Raw genomic sequence first — 16,040 nt, forward strand, 5'->3', positions numbered from 1 at the left:
TCGCCGGATGCTGTCGATACTCTGTTGTAGTACGAGCTTGCGGGCGCAGCTCACGCCCGCCTAAGCATCACTCCTGCAGCGCGTGCCACATCTGCTGGTCGCGCTCGGCGGTCCAGATACGCGGATCGCGAATGCCGCTGGCTTCGTCATGCGCGCGGGTTACGTCGAAGGGCAGGCAATGCTCGTAGATGAACACCTGGCCGAACTTCGGATCCATGTTGGCCCGTGCATGCGCCATCGTGCCCTTCAGATCCAGCCCCTTCGCCACCGCTTCCTGCGCGCTGCGATACAGCGTGGAGACGAAATCGCGGGTGTAGGCCAGACCTTCCTGAACGCGCTGCGGATTGAGCAGCGCGGGGCCACGGCCCGGCACCAGCTTGTCGAAGTTCATCGCAGCGAGGTTGTCCAGCGTCTGCGGCCAGTCGGCCAGATAGGCGTCGCCGGTGTAACAGGCGGCATCAGCCTCGACCAGATCGCCCGAGAAGCAGATGTTCTGCGACGGCAGATAGACGATGGTGTCGCCCTTGGTGTGGCCACGACCAACCTGCTTGATCTTCACCTCGAGCTTGCCCATCCACAGCGTCATCTCGCCCTGGAAGGTCATCGTCGGCCAGGTCAGGCCGGGCACGCTCTCAACCGCGTTGAACAGGCGCGGGAAACGCCCGATCTCCGAATCCATGTCCTGCTGGCCACGCTCAACGATCAGGTCGTAGGTGTCCTGGCTGGCAATGATCTGCTCCAGCCCTTCGCTCTTGTAGCCCGAAGCGCCCAGCACACGCACCGCGTGATAGTGGGTGAGCACCACGTACTTGATCGGCTTGTCGGTGAGCTCGCGCACCTTGGCGATCACCTCCTGAGCCATCACCGGGGTCGCGGTCGCGTCGATGATCATCACCGAATCGTCACCGATGATGATGCCGGTGTTCGGATCACCCTCGGCCGTATAGGCGTAGGCGTTCTCGGACAGCTTGTCGAAACTGACCTGCTTCACTTCGAGGTCGGCCTGGGAAGCAAAAACCTTGGTGTTCATTGTTGTCGTCTCCTGATTGGGTGGATGACTGCATCGTAGTTGATGATTTGTTAATGGTCAATACGTTCGCCAATAACAAATATCGCAATATGCGCCCAATGCCGCCCTTATCCCCCTGCGCGTCGGTGACGGATCATTCCAAATTGGTAGTGCAACCCATCTTGGTTATGATTCTGTGATTCCCTCAAGAGAACCGCCGTGAGCCAGACCGACCGCATCGTGAGCATTCGACGCCTGTTCTCGGAACGGCGCCTGGTATCCCGGGCCATGCTGCTCGAAACGCTGGAGGTGTCGCTCGCCACCCTCAAGCGCGACCTCGCCTTCCTGCGCAACAACATGAACACCCCCATCGTGTTCGACCACGAGCACGACGCCTACCGGATCGACCCCACCCAGACCACCGGCGCTCAGTTCGAACTACCCGGCATGTGGTTCAGCGACAAGGAGATCCACGCGCTGCTCACCATGCAGCACCTGCTCGCCAACCTCGACCCCGGCGGCCTGCTCGCCCCCCACGTCGCCCCGCTCATCGAACGCCTCAACAAACTGCTCGGCGCCGCAGACAACCCCGCCGACGAAATCCGCCGCCGCGTGCTCATCGTCGGCATCGGCAAACGCAGCATGAAGCTCGCCCACTTCGAGAACATCGGCGCCGCCCTGCTCCGCCGCAAGCGTCTGCGCATCCGCTACTACGCCCGCGGCAAGGACGAAGAGAACGAACGCGAAATCTCCCCGCAGCGCCTCGTCCACTACCGCGAGAACTGGTACCTCGACGCCTGGTGTCACCTGCGCGGCGCCCTGCGCAATTTCGCAGTGGACAGCATCCGCAGCGTCAACCTGCTCGACCGCGCAGCCGACGACATCCCCAGCAAGACCCTCGACACCGTGCTCGGCCCCGGCTACGGCATCTTCGCCGGCGACCAGCTGCAATGGGCGCGACTGCGCTTCAGCGCGGAACGCTCAAGGTGGGTCGCGAGCGAACACTGGCACCCAGACCAGCGCGGCACATTTGAAGCGGACGGACGCTACGTACTGGAAGTGCCGTATGCCGATCATCGGGAGCTGATGATGGATGTGCTCAAGCACGGGCGGCACTGCGAGGTGCTGGGGCCGGAGGGGCTGCGGGCGCAGGTCCGCACAGAGATCGGGGCAATGATCGCAGCCGCAGAAGAGCCGTCCTCTGGCTCACTCCATGAGCCTGAGCATGTGCAAGATATCGCCAGTCTTGATCAACCCGGAGACTGAAGAATGCAAGTTCTAACGCCTTCAGACCTGAAGACCATCCTGCACTCGAAACGAGCCAACCTCTACTACCTCGAGCATTGCCGGGTTCTGGTCAATGGCGGGCGGGTTGAATACGTCACCGACGAAGGCAAGCAGTCTCTTTACTGGAACATTCCGATTGCCAACACAACGACCATTCTGCTCGGCACGGGCACCTCGGTGACTCAAGCCGCCATGCGCGAGCTGGCCAAGGCTGGCGTCATGGTTGGTTTCTGCGGTGGTGGAGGCACCCCGCTGTTCAGTGCCAATGAAGTCGACTTTGAGGTCGCGTGGTTCTCCCCTCAAAGCGAATACCGCCCAACTGAATATCTTCAGCACTGGGTGGGTTTCTGGTTTGACGACCGACTCCGCCTCGACGCTGCCAAGGCCATTCAGCGTGCAAGACTCGCACGTATCGCGGCGCACTGGACAAACAACCGCCGCCTGGCCGAGGCGGATTTCATCATTCCAGCAGAACGCCTCACGAATGCGCTCGAAGCATCACTCCGCGAGATAGACCGTTCGCCAGACAATACCGCGCTACTTACGGAAGAGGCTCGCCTCACCAAGAAGCTGTTCAAACTCGCTTGCGACGCAAGCAACTATGGAGACTTTACCCGCGCAAAGGGTGGCAGCGGGGGCGACCCGGCCAACCGATTCCTCGACCACGGCAACTATTTGGCCTATGGCCTGGGCGCCACGGCAACCTGGGTGCTCGGTCTCCCTCATGGCCTTGCAGTGCTTCACGGAAAGACGCGCCGAGGCGGACTGGTGTTCGACGCCGCAGACCTCATCAAAGACGCGGTCATCCTGCCCCAGGCATTCGTCTCTGCAATGCGCGGAGACAGCGAACAGGAATTCCGGGAGAGCTGCATCGAAGCGCTGGTTCAGACCGAGTCGCTCGACTTCATGATCGACTCGCTCAAGGCCATTGCCACCAGCATCGGTAGTGCCTCCAAATGAACGTGCTACTTGTTTCCCAGTGCAGCAAGAATGCACTCACTGAAACCCGCCGCGTTCTTGACCAGTTCGCCGAGCGTCGTGGCGAGCGAACCTGGCAGACACCCATTACCCAGGCAGGCCTGGAGACGCTCTACCGCCTGCTTCGCAAAACCGCGCGCAAGAACACTGCCGTCGCCTGCCACTGGATACGCGGCAAGGACCACAGCGAGTTGATGTGGATCGTCGGTGATGCGCGGCAGTTCAACGAGCTGGGGGCGACGCCGACCAACATGACACGGCGCAACGTGCTGCGGTCGGAATCGGAGAACGACTGGCACAGCCTCACCCTCATCCACTTGCTCACCTCGCTCGCTGCACTCTTGCACGATCTGGGAAAGGCGTGCCTCGCTTTTCAGCAACGACTGACTGCGAAAGGGCCGGTCGAGCGCAACCTCTATCGCCACGAATGGGTATCGCTGCGCCTGTTTCAGGCTTTCGTAGGCGACAGTTCAGACGCCGAATGGCTGGAACGGCTCATTGCGCCGTCGGCGGACGACGACCATAGCTGGACCACGCGCGTGCTGCGCGACGGACTCGATGCCGCTGCGCAGAACAACAAGCCATTTGCCGTTCTTCCACCACTGGCAAAGGTCGTCGCTTGGCTGGTACTGACCCATCACCGCCTGCCGGTCATGCCGACCAGGGACAACAGCGGCAAGTGGAAGTGGCTGGGTGCGCGCGTAGCCGATCTGAACGCCGCCCAACTGGACAGCCTCCTGGAAAAGGTGGATGCGAACTGGAACGAACTTGCAGATGGCGCAAACAAGGACGCGACCCAAGCCTATTGGAAGTTTCCGCACGGTCTACCAGTCACGACCGATGCCTGGCGCAAACGGGCTTCACGCGTGGCAAGCCGACTGCTGGCAATCGGGCAAAGCGCGGATGTTCGCGACTGCCTGGACGACCCCTATGTGATGCATCTCGGCCGACTCAGCCTGATGCTGGCGGATCACCATTACTCCAGCCTCACCGACCTCGCAGCACGCAGCGACCTCAATCCGGGCTATCCGCTATTCGCAAACACCGACCGCAAAACCGGCACGTTCAACCAGACCCTTGACGAACATCTGCTCGGCGTCGCCAGGCACGCCGGCATGGTCGCACACGCGCTGCCCGGATTCGAGCATCACCTTCCCCGACTGGTCCGTCACAAGGGTTTGCGCAGGCGCAGCGCCGATGCCCGCTTCCGCTGGCAGGATCGTGCAGCCGACCTGGCCGAGGCAATGCGCGAATCCGCTTTCCGACACGGCGCGTTCATCGTCAACATGGCCTCCACCGGCTGCGGCAAGACGCTTGCCAACGCACGCATCATGAACGCAATGGCCGACCCGTCCCACGGAATGCGCTGCGCCTTCGCCCTTGGCCTGCGCGCCCTCACGCTACAAACCGGCCGCGCCTTCCGCGACGAACTCCAGCTATCGGACGAAGCGCTGGCAATTCGGGTTGGTGGTGCAGCCAACCGCGAGTTGTTCGAACATTACGAACAGCTCGCCGAGCAAAGCGGATCGGCTTCCTCCCAGTCCTTGCTGCCAGAAGACGCGGGCGTAGTCTATGAGGGCAACACGGCACATCCGTTACTGCAGCGCTTGTCCCACGACCCGCGCATCCAAGCCCTGCTCGCCGCACCGCTGCTCGTCTGCACCATCGACCACCTGACCCCAGCGACCGAAAGCCAGCGCGGCGGCGGCCAGATCGCGCCAATGTTGCGCCTGATGAGCGGCGATCTGGTGCTGGACGAACCCGACGACTTCGACATCGACGACCTGCCTGCTCTCGCCCGCCTGGTGCATTGGGCCGGCCTGCTCGGTAGCCGCGTGCTGCTGTCTTCTGCGACCCTGCCGCCGGCGCTGGTGCAAGGCCTGTTCGAGGCCTATCTCGACGGACGGCGCTGGTTTCAGCGCAATCGAGGAGAACGACCCGGCGCCATGCCGGAGGTGTGTTGCATATGGGTAGACGAGTTCGACCAGACGCATCACACCTGTACCGACAGCAATATATTCGCCGCGCAGCAACTTGATTTCGCCCGGCGTCGCCATGCACGTCTCGCCAAAGAAGCGGCAAGGAGACGCGCCGAACTCCTGCAGCTTCCGCTCGCGAGCAAGCCGCGCGAGGCGCTGCGTCCAACACTGGCCGCAACCATGCGCGAGGCGGCGCTAAGCCTGCACGCCACGCACCACTCCATTGATCCTCAGTCGGGCAAACGGGTCAGCTTCGGGCTGGTCCGAATGGCTAATATCGACCCGCTGATCGACGTTGCACTCGCCCTCTACACGCTTGGCGCACCGGACAACATCCGGATTCACCTGTGCACCTATCACTCGCAGTATCCACTGCTGATCCGCTCGGCAATCGAACACCGCATGGACGCCGCACTCAACCGCCGCACTCCCGACGCGGTCTTTGCCTTGCCGGAGATCCGAAGCCGGCTCGACACCAACCCGGAAGCCGACCATCTCTTCATCGTGCTCGGTAGCCCGGTCACCGAGGTCGGGCGCGACCATGATTACGACTGGGCCGTGGTCGAGCCATCGTCAATGCGCTCACTGATCCAGCTCGCCGGCCGCGTCCGTCGACATCGCCCCGGCACGGTGGACACGCCCAACATCCTGGTGCTGGAGACCAACCTGCGTCACTTCGAACACCGGGGCGAACCGGCCTACTGCAAACCCGGCTTCGAGACCACGGAGCCCCGCTTCAAGCTGCAATCCCATTGGCTCACGGACCTGCTTGAGGCCGAACAACGTGACGTCATCGACGCCCGCCCGCGTATTCTGCCCAAACCGGACGAAGCGCTGCAGCCCGCGGCGAGACTGGTGGATCTTGAGCACGCCCGCATACAGTTCCAGATGCGCCCGCAAACGGGCGACGCCGAACTCAGCGACTATCAGCGGCGCAAGGGTGCCCGCCCTGCACCACCGATCAACGCCACCACCCATTGGCTTCGATCCGGCGTTTCACTGACGGCAGTTCTACCCCAGCAGCAACCCTTCCGCCATGACCCGCTACCAAAAGTGGACGTCATCCTGCTACCGAACGACGACGATGAGGACTACGCGCTCTTCCGTGTCGCGCCCGGCCAGGACCGCTATCGCAAGCTGTACGTGAAGATCGAGGACAGCATGAACTGTCGCATTGACGATGAGCAGCTTACCGGCACGCGCATCACCCCCTGGGGCGTGACCGACTACATGACGGAACTGGTCACGCTGGCCGAAGAACGAGACATGACGCTGGAAACATGTGCCGAACGCTATGGCACTGTGACACTACCCACGCACCCACAAGGCTGGCGGTTTCATCCTGCGTTGGGTTTCACGAGGAATCGCTGATGGCTGCAACGCCACCCTGCAAGCGCTCATTGAGCGTCAAATTCCCCGGCCGACTGCAAGAGTCTCGGCAATTTTCCTGCAAGTTCAGGAACGGCGTCATGGACCGTATCCCATACAACCTTGATATCGAGTTCGAAGTAACCGTGGGCAATCCGGTTGCGCATACCCCGCATCGCTGCCCACGGAATCTCCGGGTGCGCTGCAGAGAAGTCCGGTGTGCTCTCGGTGATTCGCGACGCCACTTCGCCAATCAACAGCAGATTCAGAACCACCGCCTGCTGGGTTCGCTTGTCATGTTCAAAGGCCTCAAAGTCGAGCCCGTCAATGTAACTGCACGCATTTCCGGCAGCTTCGCGCATTTGCTCGATCCAGAGCGTGAGACGCGCCGTGTTGTTCATAGGGGGCGAGCTTCGCCAATCACTTGCGCACGAATCCGGGCGGGCAAATCGCCAGGCGTAACCACATCAACGCTTACGCCCAGCATGTCTTCAAGCTCCACCTGCAGCCCCCCGAGGTCGAAGAGGGTCGTTCCAGGCTGCGGATCAACCAGAAGATCAAGGTCACTGCCGTCCTTGTCTGTTCCATGCAGAACGGAACCAAACACTCGCGGATTACGCACATGGAAACGTGCGGCTGTATCGCGGACCGACTGCTCGCGATGCCGAAGTGCGTCTGAAGGCTTCATGAATCACCTGTGAATTGAACCACCAATAGCATTTGACCAAGGGGAGGACTGGAATGCAATCACGTTCAAGTATCCGAGACAACGATACAGGGGGTTCTTCATGACTGCATCCCCCGAACGCCGGGCCGCTTTCCGCAACGCCATCGAGCACTTCCTCAAGGAGCGCCTCGACGAAAAACTCAAAGGGCTCGCTGACGACAACCCAAAGCGCATCGAACTGATCGCCCGACACGCGCGTGATACGTGGCTGGCCAACGCCGCTCGACGAGTAACGTGGATCCAGATCGCCACGCACACCCTCAAGCCCATCCACCCCGACGCCCGCGGCACCAACCTGTTCCGTGCCCCCAAAGAGTTGCCTGCACACCGGGAAGTCGGCAGCCACTCGTTAGAACAGAACTTCAGTAGTGACGTGGTCGGCGACGCGAAGGCACTCGACGTCTTCAAACTGCTGAAGCTACCGGTCGACGGCCGCCCCTTGCTCGCCTGGATGCAGGAAGGCGACGCTGATCTGATCGCAGCACTCAGCGACGACGCCGACCAGGCAGGCGAATGGCTGACCGCTTTCACCGGCATCACTGCTCCTCGTAGCGCCACGCCAAGTTCGCACACCCTGGCCAAGCAGCTCTACTGGCTGGCTGGTGAAGACCCCGCGGACAACAGTCAGTATCACCTGCTCGCACCGCTTTATTCGAGCACGCTGGCTCACGCGGTCTTCCAGACCATCAACGAGGATCGTTTCGGCAAAGCAGGCAAGCTCGCGCGACAGGCGCGCTACGCACAACGCGACCACGACACAGGCTATCGCGAGTATCCCGATCTCGCCGTACAGAAATTTGGAGGCACCAAGCCGCAGAACATCAGCCAGTTGAACAGCGAACGCGGAGGCAACAACTACCTGCTGTCTTCGCGTCCGCCAAAGTGGAAGACGCACGCGTTGAAAGCGCCGCTGTTCGTCGACACGGTATTTCCACGACTCGGAAAGATTGCAGAGGTGCGAAACACCGTGCGCATTCTGCGTGACTTCCTGAAGAGTGACCCGCGCCCCACCATGGAAACCCGCAACCGCCGCGATGCCCTGCTCGACCGACTGATCGACGAACTGGTCGACTTCGCCCATCCCCTGCAAGCCGCCCTGCCCGCTGGCTGGACGCGCGATACAGATTGCCGGCTCGTCGAAGCCGAACGGCTCTGGCTGGATCCCGGGCGCGCAGAAACCGACGACGAGACTGACACGGAATTTTCGGCAGCCTGGCATCGCATGGACTGGCCCGTCGAAATCGGACGCCGCTTTGGTAACTGGCTGAACCACGAACTCGGGCAGAGCTTGCCATTGGGCGATATCGAAGGCCGCCACTGGCGCGACGAGTTGCTGCTCCACACGGCATGGGCAGGCAGGTTGCACACGCCGCGGGTTCAGGGCAATGCGCCGACCTACATTCCGGTTAGGGAGGCCATGCAATGAACAACTTGCCCCATAGCGACGGCCTGCTGATCCTGCCGCGCGTGCGCGTGCAAAGCGCCAACGCCATCTCCAGTCCGCTGACCCACGGCTTCCCTGCGATGACCGCCTTCTTCGGCTTGATGTGGGCGCTTGCCCGTAAGCTGGAAGCGCGCGATTTGCCGCTTGCCTTCGACAGCGTCGGCGTGATCTGCCATGACTTCGATGAACAGGTTACCGAGGGCGGCTATGTGAAGGCCTTTCGCCTGACGCGCAACCCTGTGGACAAGGACGGAGGTAGCGCGGCCATCGTCGAGGAAGGCCGCATGCACATGGAGATAACCCTGATTTTTGGCGTAAGCGGCGGCTTTGTTGAACTCGACGAGAAGGATCACGAGGCGATCGCCCAAACCGTGGCACATCAACTTGCCGGCATGCGCATTGCGGGCGGCAGCGTGCTTCCAAGCCAAGACTGGCGCAGTCGCCCGGCACTCCTGCGCTTCGGCGACGATGCCGAGGACGTTCGCCGCCGCTTCCGCAATCTGCGTCGCCGCTGGCTGCCGGGTTTTGCGCTGGTATGCCGGGATGATTTGCTGCAGGCACGTCTCGATCAACTACGGGTATCCGCGCCAGAGATTTCGGCGCTGGATGCCCTGCTCGATCTTTCACGCTTCAACTGGCAACCGGTTCGATCCGACTCCGCATCCAACGATGCCCCCACCACCTCAACCGCGAAGGTCGAGTGGAAACCCGAGCCACGACCCGGCTGGATCGTCCCGATCCCGGTCGGCTTCGGCGCATTGTCCGAGCTGTTGCCCGCGGGAGAAGTGCAACGCGCCCGCGACCGCGACACCCCGTTCAGGTTCGTCGAAAGCCTGTACTCCATCGGCCAATGGATCAGCCCGCACCGGCTGGACAACGCCGATCAATTGCTCTGGTACGCCAGCACCGACGTGGCTGCCGGCCTGTACCGCTGCCGCAACGACTTCGCACCCCTGCAATCTGCCTGAACCCTGTATTGAACCCACATCACCAGGAAACCAGACCATGACACTCAAGACCGCTTCAGTACTCGCCTTCGAACGCAAACTCGATCCGTCCGACGCCCTGTTCTACGCAGGCACCTGGGATCAGCGTGACATCGCTGAGGGCTGGCACGCCGTATCGATCAGCGAGAAGTCCGTACGCGGCACCATTTCCAACCGGCTGAAAGCCAAGGACCAGGACCCCGCCAAGCTCGATGCCGCAATAGAGAATCCCAACCTGCAGAAGGTGGACGTCGCCGCCCTGCCCAGCAGCGCAGACACGCTGAAAGTCGTATTCACGCTGCGCGTGCTTGGCGGCACCGGCAAACCCTCTGCCTGCAACGACGCCGACTACCTGAGCAAGCTGCTCAACACCGTCAGCAGTTATGTCGACACCCAGGGCTTCAGCGAACTTGGTCGCCGCTATGCCTGCAACCTTGCCAACGGCCGCTTCCTGTGGCGCAACCGCATCGGTGCGGAACAGGTGGAGGTTCGCGTTGCTCACTTGGTGAGCGGTGCGCCACAGGAGACTTGGACTTTTGACGCTTTGGCGCTTTCGCTGCGCAGTTTCGATGTCCCCTCAGAAGCTGCAGATGCGCTAGACGGCCTCGCGAGCCTGATCACAGGCGGGCTGGCAGGGCAGCAACATGTGCTCCTGCAGGTCACAGCCTTCGTCCGTATTGGCGCGGGACAGGAAGTGTTCCCATCGCAGGAACTCATCCTCGACCGCGGCCGTGGCGACAAGAGCAAGACGCTCTACCAGGTCAACAAAATTGCCGGCATCCACTCGCAGAAGATTGGCAACGCTCTGCGCACCATCGACACCTGGTACGAAGGCGCTGACGAACTGGGACCCATCGCTGTGGAACCGTACGGTTCCGTCACCACCCAAGGCAAGGCCTACCGCCAACCCAAGCAAAAGCTCGACTTCTACAACCTGCTCGACAGCTGGATCATCAAGGATCAGGCACCGGCGGTGGAGCAGCAACACTTCGTCATCGCCACTTTGGTACGTGGCGGAGTCTTTGGCGAGGCGGGCTGAGCATGGACCACTACATCGACATCAAACTCCTGCCCGACCCCGAGTTCTCGGCCCCCATGCTAATGAACGCGCTGTTTGCCAAACTGCATCGTGGCCTGGTTGATCATGGAGGTGGCGACATCGGCGTCAGCTTTCCGGAAGTTGGTGGCAAGACCTTGGCGCTGGGCAGCCAGTTGCGTTTGCACGGAAACTCCACAAGTCTGGGTCTGCTCATGCAGAACGGATGGACACAAGGTATGCGCGACCACATTACGCTCATCGAGCCACGTCCCATTCCAACAACTGTTCAGCATCGCGTCGTACGCAGAGTGCAGGCCAAAAGCAATCCCGATCGACTGCGCCGCCGGCTGATGTCCCGTAAAAGCATTGGTGCCGAGGAAGCCCTGACAGCCATTCCAGACTCAAGCGCGAAACGCCTGACGCTTCCCTACGTGGAGATGTCCAGTCGCAGCACAGGTCAGCGTTTCCGACTATTCATCGAACACCTGGCACCGCAGCCCGAGCCAGTTGCCGGTGGCTTCGGAACTTACGGCCTAAGCGACATTGCGACGGTCCCCTGGTTCTAGCCCCCTTTTTTTGATGCCACCTAAGGCCTTATTAAAAACAGTCACTTAGCCCTAAGGTTCGTTTTTAGGTAATCGGGCGCGTTTGCGCCCGATTTCTTTAACAATTAGTATCTTAGCGCGTCGTTGCTCTACGTCACTGCCGGACAGGCAGCTCAGAAAATCATCATTTTGTTGCCGATGGTCGTCGTATCCGTCACTGCCGGACAGGCAGCTCAGAAAATCACTGCGAGGCGTGCTCGGCGGTTGCTCTGCGTCACTGCCGGACAGGCAGCTCAGAAAATCGTGCGCGGATACGCAGAGATGATGAACGGCGTCACTGCCGGACAGGCAGCTCAGAAAAGCAGGCACAGGACCGGCGCGACGCGAACCTGCGTCACTGCCGGACAGGCAGCTCAGAAACGCACCGGATCGACGCCGGGCGCGGTGCTGTTCGTCACTGCCGGACAGGCAGCTCAGAAAAGGTTGCCTTCCGGCGTTGCAAACAGCATCGCCGTCACTGCCGGACAGGCAGCTCAGAAAATCATGGCTGGATCTGCAAATGCGGTCGCCATCGTCACTGCCGGACAGGCAGCTCAGAAAACAGTCGTCGTCGTCGTGTCCCCTTCCGGGTTCGTCACTGCCGGACAGGCAGCTCAGAAAGTTGAATGAATGGACCAGGGACCAGCCGCATCCGTCACTGCCGGACAGGCAGCTCAGAAAGCGATCATCAACGACCACGGCTGCGAGGAGGACGTCACTGCCGGACAGGCAGCTCAGAAAAGATGCAGGACGAACTCGGCCCGCGTCAGGAACGTCACTGCCGGACAGGCAGCTCAGAAAATCCGCTTCGCCTCGGGCTGGCGCGTCACGGCCGTCACTGCCGGACAGGCAGCTCAGAAAAGGCACGGCTGGATGCGTGGCGCTGGTTAAATCGTCACTGCCGGACAGGCAGCTCAGAAACAAAAAGCCCCTACATGATGCGCCATGACCCGCGTCACTGCCGGACAGGCAGCTCAGAAAAAGCCTCTTCGCTTTCCATCTCGCTTCTGCAACGTCACTGCCGGACAGGCAGCTCAGAAATCTCGCGTCATGGCTAATTCGACACTGCCGTACGTCACTGCCGGACAGGCAGCTCAGAAAATATACACGTCATACTCACCCTGAGTGAGCGACGTCACTGCCGGACAGGCAGCTCAGAAAATGTTGTAGCCCGTCGAGTAGCTGCCCTGGCTCGTCACTGCCGGACAGGCAGCTCAGAAATTCAGAAAAGCCAACCCAATCGGCGGCGAATTCGTCACTGCCGGACAGGCAGCTCAGAAAAGTTGATACCGGAAGGGCGCGCGGTAATTGGGCGTCACTGCCGGACAGGCAGCTCAGAAATTGAACAGAGCCTGTTCTGGCGCGCATACCTTCGTCACTGCCGGACAGGCAGCTCAGAAATCTACGGTCATCGTCGCATCTGACGACCCAGACGTCACTGCCGGACAGGCAGCTCAGAAAGCGTCATGCACGACGCGGCCACCGCCCACGTGCGTCACTGCCGGACAGGCAGCTCAGAAAAACAAGGCGGATTAACGGCGTCAGGCCAATGACGTCACTGCCGGACAGGCAGCTCAGAAATTTATGACCGCGCCCGTCAGCGCCCGAAACCGCGTCACTGCCGGACAGGCAGCTCAGAAATCATTGGTATCACGCGCGCAAGCGCAAGCCGCCGTCACTGCCGGACAGGCAGCTCAGAAAACATGCGGATCAGGATCTCGCCGTCCTGCCCCCGTCACTGCCGGACAGGCAGCTCAGGAAAGGATGCAGCTAACCTGGAACGCTGGATGCTCCGTCACTGCCGGACAGGCAGATCAAGAATCACTCGAACCGCCCCTCCGATTCATGACTTTTCCTGATTAATCAGCGCCCAAAGAATCGTTTGTTGTGCACTTGCGTGAATTTCATAATCCGCCTCAATCGCACTGACCCAAACGCAGGCCAGTTGCGAAATTCCACCCAGGCAGACAGGAGACTCGCAATGAACGCACCGACCGAAATCCGCAACTTCAAAGTTTTCGAACTCAAGAACGTACTCAATCCGATTGAAGAAGCCGTTGGCCTTGGCAACGAGTTTTATACCGACGACAGCTATTTCAAGTTCGAGCGCGACCGCGTGCTTGCACAGGGCTGGGCATGCATCGGTTTTGCGAGTGACGTCGGGACGAACAACTACGTCAAGCCGATCGAGTTCATGGGCTTGCCCCTTCTGATGATGCGAAATCGCGACGGTGCGCTGCAGGTATTCCACAACGTGTGCAGCCATCGTGGAATGAAGCTGGTGCATGAGGCCGGTGAAATTCAGGGCCTGATCCGTTGCGCCTACCACTCCTGGACGTATGACCTCAACGGCGCACTGAAAGGTACGCCTCACGTTGGCGGGATCAACCAGCACAAGGATCCGCGCTTCGCCTGTGAAAAGCACGGTCTGAAGGCACTGCGCAGCCACGTCTGGATGGACATGGTGTTCGTCAATCTGTCCGGCACGGCACCGGCATTTGAAGACGCCATCCGCCCGCTCACAGAGCGTTGGGAGCAGTTCCTGGGCAAGGACGGCATGTCGCTGCTGCGCGCCCCGATCAGCGATGGTGCGATGAGCATCGAGGTGAATTGCAACTGGAAGCTCGCGGTCGAGAACTATTGCGAGGCCTATCACCTGCCCTGGGTGCACCCGAGCCTCAACACCTACTCGCGCCTCGAAGATCACTACAACATCATGTTCGATGGCAACTTCGCAGGCCAGGGCAGCTACGCCTACAACCTCGCGGACATCGAAGGGACGTCGCTGCCGACCTTCCCGTCGTGGCCTGCGGACCGCATGCGCAATGCAGAATACGTTGCGTTCTTCCCCAATGTGCTGCTCGGCATCCAGGCTGACCATGCCTTTGCCATGGTGCTTGAGCCGCTGGCCCCGAACAAGACCGTAGAGCACCTGCGCCTGTTCTACGTCGGCGACGAAGCTGCACGAAAGGACATCTATGCGGCCAGCCGTCACGCCATCCTCAGCGCCTGGCGAGTGGTGTTCTCGGAAGACATCGGTGCGGTCGAAGGCATGCAGGCCGGACGTCAGTCGCCGGGTTATCAGGGTGGTGTGTTCTCGCCCGAGATGGACGTACCGACGCACTACTTCCATCAGTGGGCCGCGCGCCGGATTCTTTCCGCCAACGGTCAAGGGCAAGAGGCCGCGTGATGAAACACGCGATCGCCAGCCATTGGCAGAACTACATCGACGGTCAATGGGTAGATAGTGAGCGTCAGCTTACTGTCTCCAACCCAGCGACCACCCAGCCACTTGCCAGCATCGCACTGGCGGGTATCGAGGAGGCCGAAGCCGCGCTCGACGCGGCCACGCATTGCGCGCAGAACGGCTGGCTGACTTCGACACGCCCCGCGCAGCGGGTGCAGTGGTTGCTGCGCATCGCAGCCGAAATCCGCGCAGTCACTGATGAAGGCGCGTGGGTACTGTGCCAGGAGAACGGCAAGACCCTGCGCGATGCGCGCGACGAGTTCGTCGAGGCCGCACGCTACTTCGAGTACTACGCCGGCATGGCCGACAAGATCGAAGGGATCTCCGTGCCCTTGGGTAACGGCTACGTCGACTTCACGACCTACGAACCGATGGGGGTCTCGGTACAGATCGTGCCGTGGAACTTCCCGGTTTCCATCTGCGCCCGCTCGCTGGCCCCTGCCCTGGCGGCAGGGAATGCGGTGGTGGTGAAGTCGCCAGAGTTGTCGCCGCTCGGGATGTGCGTGTTGTTTCGCGCCATCGAGCGTGCCGGCCTGCCGCGAGGCGCAGTCAACCTGCTGTGTGGGCTGGGCAGTGAGGTCGGCGCACATCTGGTGAGCAGCCCCAAGGCAAACCAGATCGTGTTTACCGGCTCAGTCCCCACCGGGCAGTCGATTCTCGCCGCGGCAGCGCGCTGGGCAACGCCGAGCGTCATGGAGCTTGGCGGCAAGTCCGCTGCGTTGGTCTTTCCTGATGCCGACCGCGAACAGCTGCTTGCCAGCGTGAAGAGCGGCATTTTCTTCAACGCCGGTCAGGTGTGCTCAGCGATGTCGCGCCTGCTGGTCCATCGCGACATCCATGACGAGATCGTGGCGGCAGTCGCTGCGATGGCTCAAGGGCTGGTTAGTGGCCCCGGAGAAGAAGATCCCGATCACACCCCCTTGATCAGCGCCGAGCAACTGGCGAGGGTCCAGGCCATCTGCAACGACGCCATTGCCGAGGGCGCCGAAGCTGTTGTGGGCGGCGATCGTCAGGGCGATCGTGCTGGTCACTTCATGCAGCCGACGGTGTTTGCAGGCGTCACACCACAGATGAAGGTCGCACAGCAGGAGGTGTTTGGACCGGTGCTGGCGGTGATCCCGTTCGACTCCGAGGAGGAGGCCATCGAGATCGCAAATGGCACGCCGTTCGGACTGGTCTCGGGCGTGTTTACCCAGGACATCAACCGGGCCCTGCGACTGACGCGCCGCCTGCGAAGTGGTCAGGTGTTCGTCAACGAATGGTATGCGGGCGGAATCGAAACACCATTTGGCGGTGTGGGTCTGTCGGGATTTGGTCGCGAGAAAGGCCAGGAAGCCCTGTACAGCTACGTTCGCACGAAGAACGTGGCAATCCGCATCCAGCAGGACTGAG

At 61.2% G+C, this 16,040-nt stretch carries 12 protein-coding genes and 1 CRISPR repeat array; of the genes, 9 read left to right on the plus strand and 3 right to left on the minus strand.

The features are described from left to right. Positions 1 to 67: 67 nt before the first annotated feature. Positions 68 to 1,030 carry an MBL fold metallo-hydrolase gene (locus CEW87_RS19065; protein ID WP_108975545.1) on the minus strand — a complete coding sequence of 321 codons (963 nt, stop codon included), beginning with the start codon at positions 1,028 to 1,030 and terminating at the stop codon, positions 68 to 70. A gap of 198 nt (positions 1,031 to 1,228) precedes the next feature. Between CEW87_RS19065 and CEW87_RS19070 the strand changes: the two genes are divergently transcribed. From CEW87_RS19070 to cas3f, 3 genes are read left to right on the plus strand one after another with little or no spacing between them, the layout of a single operon-like run. Further along, positions 1,229 to 2,275, plus strand: a complete 1,047-nt coding sequence (locus CEW87_RS19070; RefSeq protein WP_108975547.1) for a helix-turn-helix transcriptional regulator — start codon at positions 1,229 to 1,231, stop codon at positions 2,273 to 2,275. A 3-nt stretch (positions 2,276 to 2,278) separates the two neighbouring features. After that, positions 2,279 to 3,256, plus strand: coding sequence for a type I-F CRISPR-associated endonuclease Cas1f (gene cas1f / locus CEW87_RS19075; protein WP_108975548.1), 978 nt, complete (start codon positions 2,279 to 2,281; stop codon positions 3,254 to 3,256). Beyond that, positions 3,253 to 6,624: a type I-F CRISPR-associated helicase Cas3f gene (gene cas3f, locus CEW87_RS19080; protein WP_108975550.1), complete on the plus strand. Its 3,372-nt coding sequence runs from the start codon at positions 3,253 to 3,255 to the stop codon at positions 6,622 to 6,624. Before cas1f ends, cas3f begins: the two co-directional genes overlap by 4 nt. 26 nt (positions 6,625 to 6,650) lie before the next feature. Here cas3f and CEW87_RS19085 read toward each other — a convergent pair whose 3' ends face one another. Together CEW87_RS19085 and CEW87_RS19090 are read right to left on the minus strand one after the other, a co-directional pair. Further along, the gene (locus tag CEW87_RS19085) at positions 6,651 to 7,022 is read right to left on the minus strand and encodes a DUF86 domain-containing protein (protein ID WP_108975552.1); all 372 of its coding nucleotides are present in this window, start codon (positions 7,020 to 7,022) and stop codon (positions 6,651 to 6,653) included. Continuing rightward, positions 7,019 to 7,309, minus strand: a complete 291-nt coding sequence (locus CEW87_RS19090) for a nucleotidyltransferase family protein (protein ID WP_108975554.1) — start codon at positions 7,307 to 7,309, stop codon at positions 7,019 to 7,021. Before CEW87_RS19090 ends, CEW87_RS19085 begins: the two co-directional genes overlap by 4 nt. A 100-nt stretch (positions 7,310 to 7,409) precedes the next feature. On the opposite strand from CEW87_RS19090, the gene csy1 reads away from it, so the two are divergent. The 6 genes from csy1 (at position 7,410) to CEW87_RS19120 (ending at position 16,039) form a co-directional block, all read left to right on the plus strand. Further along, entirely contained in the window at positions 7,410 to 8,774 is a 1,365-nt protein-coding gene (csy1, locus tag CEW87_RS19095) for a type I-F CRISPR-associated protein Csy1 (protein ID WP_108975556.1), read from the plus strand. Then, positions 8,771 to 9,760, plus strand: coding sequence for a type I-F CRISPR-associated protein Csy2 (csy2, locus tag CEW87_RS19100; protein ID WP_108975558.1), 990 nt, complete (start codon positions 8,771 to 8,773; stop codon positions 9,758 to 9,760). Before csy1 ends, csy2 begins: the two co-directional genes overlap by 4 nt. 37 nt (positions 9,761 to 9,797) lie before the next feature. After that, a complete protein-coding gene (gene csy3 / locus CEW87_RS19105; protein ID WP_108975560.1) occupies positions 9,798 to 10,817 on the plus strand; it encodes a type I-F CRISPR-associated protein Csy3 in 1,020 nt (339 codons plus the stop codon). 2 nt (positions 10,818 to 10,819) lie between these two features. Beyond that, entirely contained in the window at positions 10,820 to 11,383 is a 564-nt protein-coding gene (gene cas6f, locus CEW87_RS19110) for a type I-F CRISPR-associated endoribonuclease Cas6/Csy4 (RefSeq protein ID WP_108975562.1), read from the plus strand. A 131-nt stretch (positions 11,384 to 11,514) separates the two neighbouring features. Further along, positions 11,515 to 13,222: direct repeats of the CRISPR family, unit length 28 nt; unit sequence CGTCACTGCCGGACAGGCAGCTCAGAAA. A 160-nt stretch (positions 13,223 to 13,382) separates the two neighbouring features. Continuing rightward, entirely contained in the window at positions 13,383 to 14,591 is a 1,209-nt protein-coding gene (locus tag CEW87_RS19115) for an aromatic ring-hydroxylating oxygenase subunit alpha (protein ID WP_108975564.1), read from the plus strand. Beyond that, on the plus strand, positions 14,591 to 16,039 hold the full coding sequence (locus CEW87_RS19120) for an aldehyde dehydrogenase family protein (protein WP_108975566.1): 1,449 nt from the start codon (positions 14,591 to 14,593) through the stop codon (positions 16,037 to 16,039). The genes CEW87_RS19115 and CEW87_RS19120 overlap by 1 nt, the downstream gene beginning before the upstream one ends. The last annotated feature ends 1 nt before the right edge of the window (position 16,040 follow it).

Source organism: Parazoarcus communis (assembly GCF_003111665.1).
GTDB classification, from domain to species: domain Bacteria; phylum Pseudomonadota; class Gammaproteobacteria; order Burkholderiales; family Rhodocyclaceae; genus Parazoarcus; species Parazoarcus communis_B.

Coding starts and splice junctions, on each gene's coding strand:
- csy1 (WP_108975556.1), top strand. CDS start 7,410: ATGACTGCATCCCCCGAACGCCGGGCCGCTTTCCGCAACGCCATCGAG.
- cas1f (WP_108975548.1), top strand. CDS start 2,279: ATGCAAGTTCTAACGCCTTCAGACCTGAAGACCATCCTGCACTCGAAA.
- cas6f (WP_108975562.1), top strand. CDS start 10,820: ATGGACCACTACATCGACATCAAACTCCTGCCCGACCCCGAGTTCTCG.
- cas3f (WP_108975550.1), top strand. CDS start 3,253: ATGAACGTGCTACTTGTTTCCCAGTGCAGCAAGAATGCACTCACTGAA.
- csy3 (WP_108975560.1), top strand. CDS start 9,798: ATGACACTCAAGACCGCTTCAGTACTCGCCTTCGAACGCAAACTCGAT.
- CEW87_RS19115 (WP_108975564.1), top strand. CDS start 13,383: ATGAACGCACCGACCGAAATCCGCAACTTCAAAGTTTTCGAACTCAAG.
- CEW87_RS19120 (WP_108975566.1), top strand. CDS start 14,591: ATGAAACACGCGATCGCCAGCCATTGGCAGAACTACATCGACGGTCAA.
- CEW87_RS19085 (WP_108975552.1), bottom strand. CDS start 7,022: ATGAACAACACGGCGCGTCTCACGCTCTGGATCGAGCAAATGCGCGAA.
- CEW87_RS19090 (WP_108975554.1), bottom strand. CDS start 7,309: ATGAAGCCTTCAGACGCACTTCGGCATCGCGAGCAGTCGGTCCGCGAT.
- CEW87_RS19065 (WP_108975545.1), bottom strand. CDS start 1,030: ATGAACACCAAGGTTTTTGCTTCCCAGGCCGACCTCGAAGTGAAGCAG.
- csy2 (WP_108975558.1), top strand. CDS start 8,771: ATGAACAACTTGCCCCATAGCGACGGCCTGCTGATCCTGCCGCGCGTG.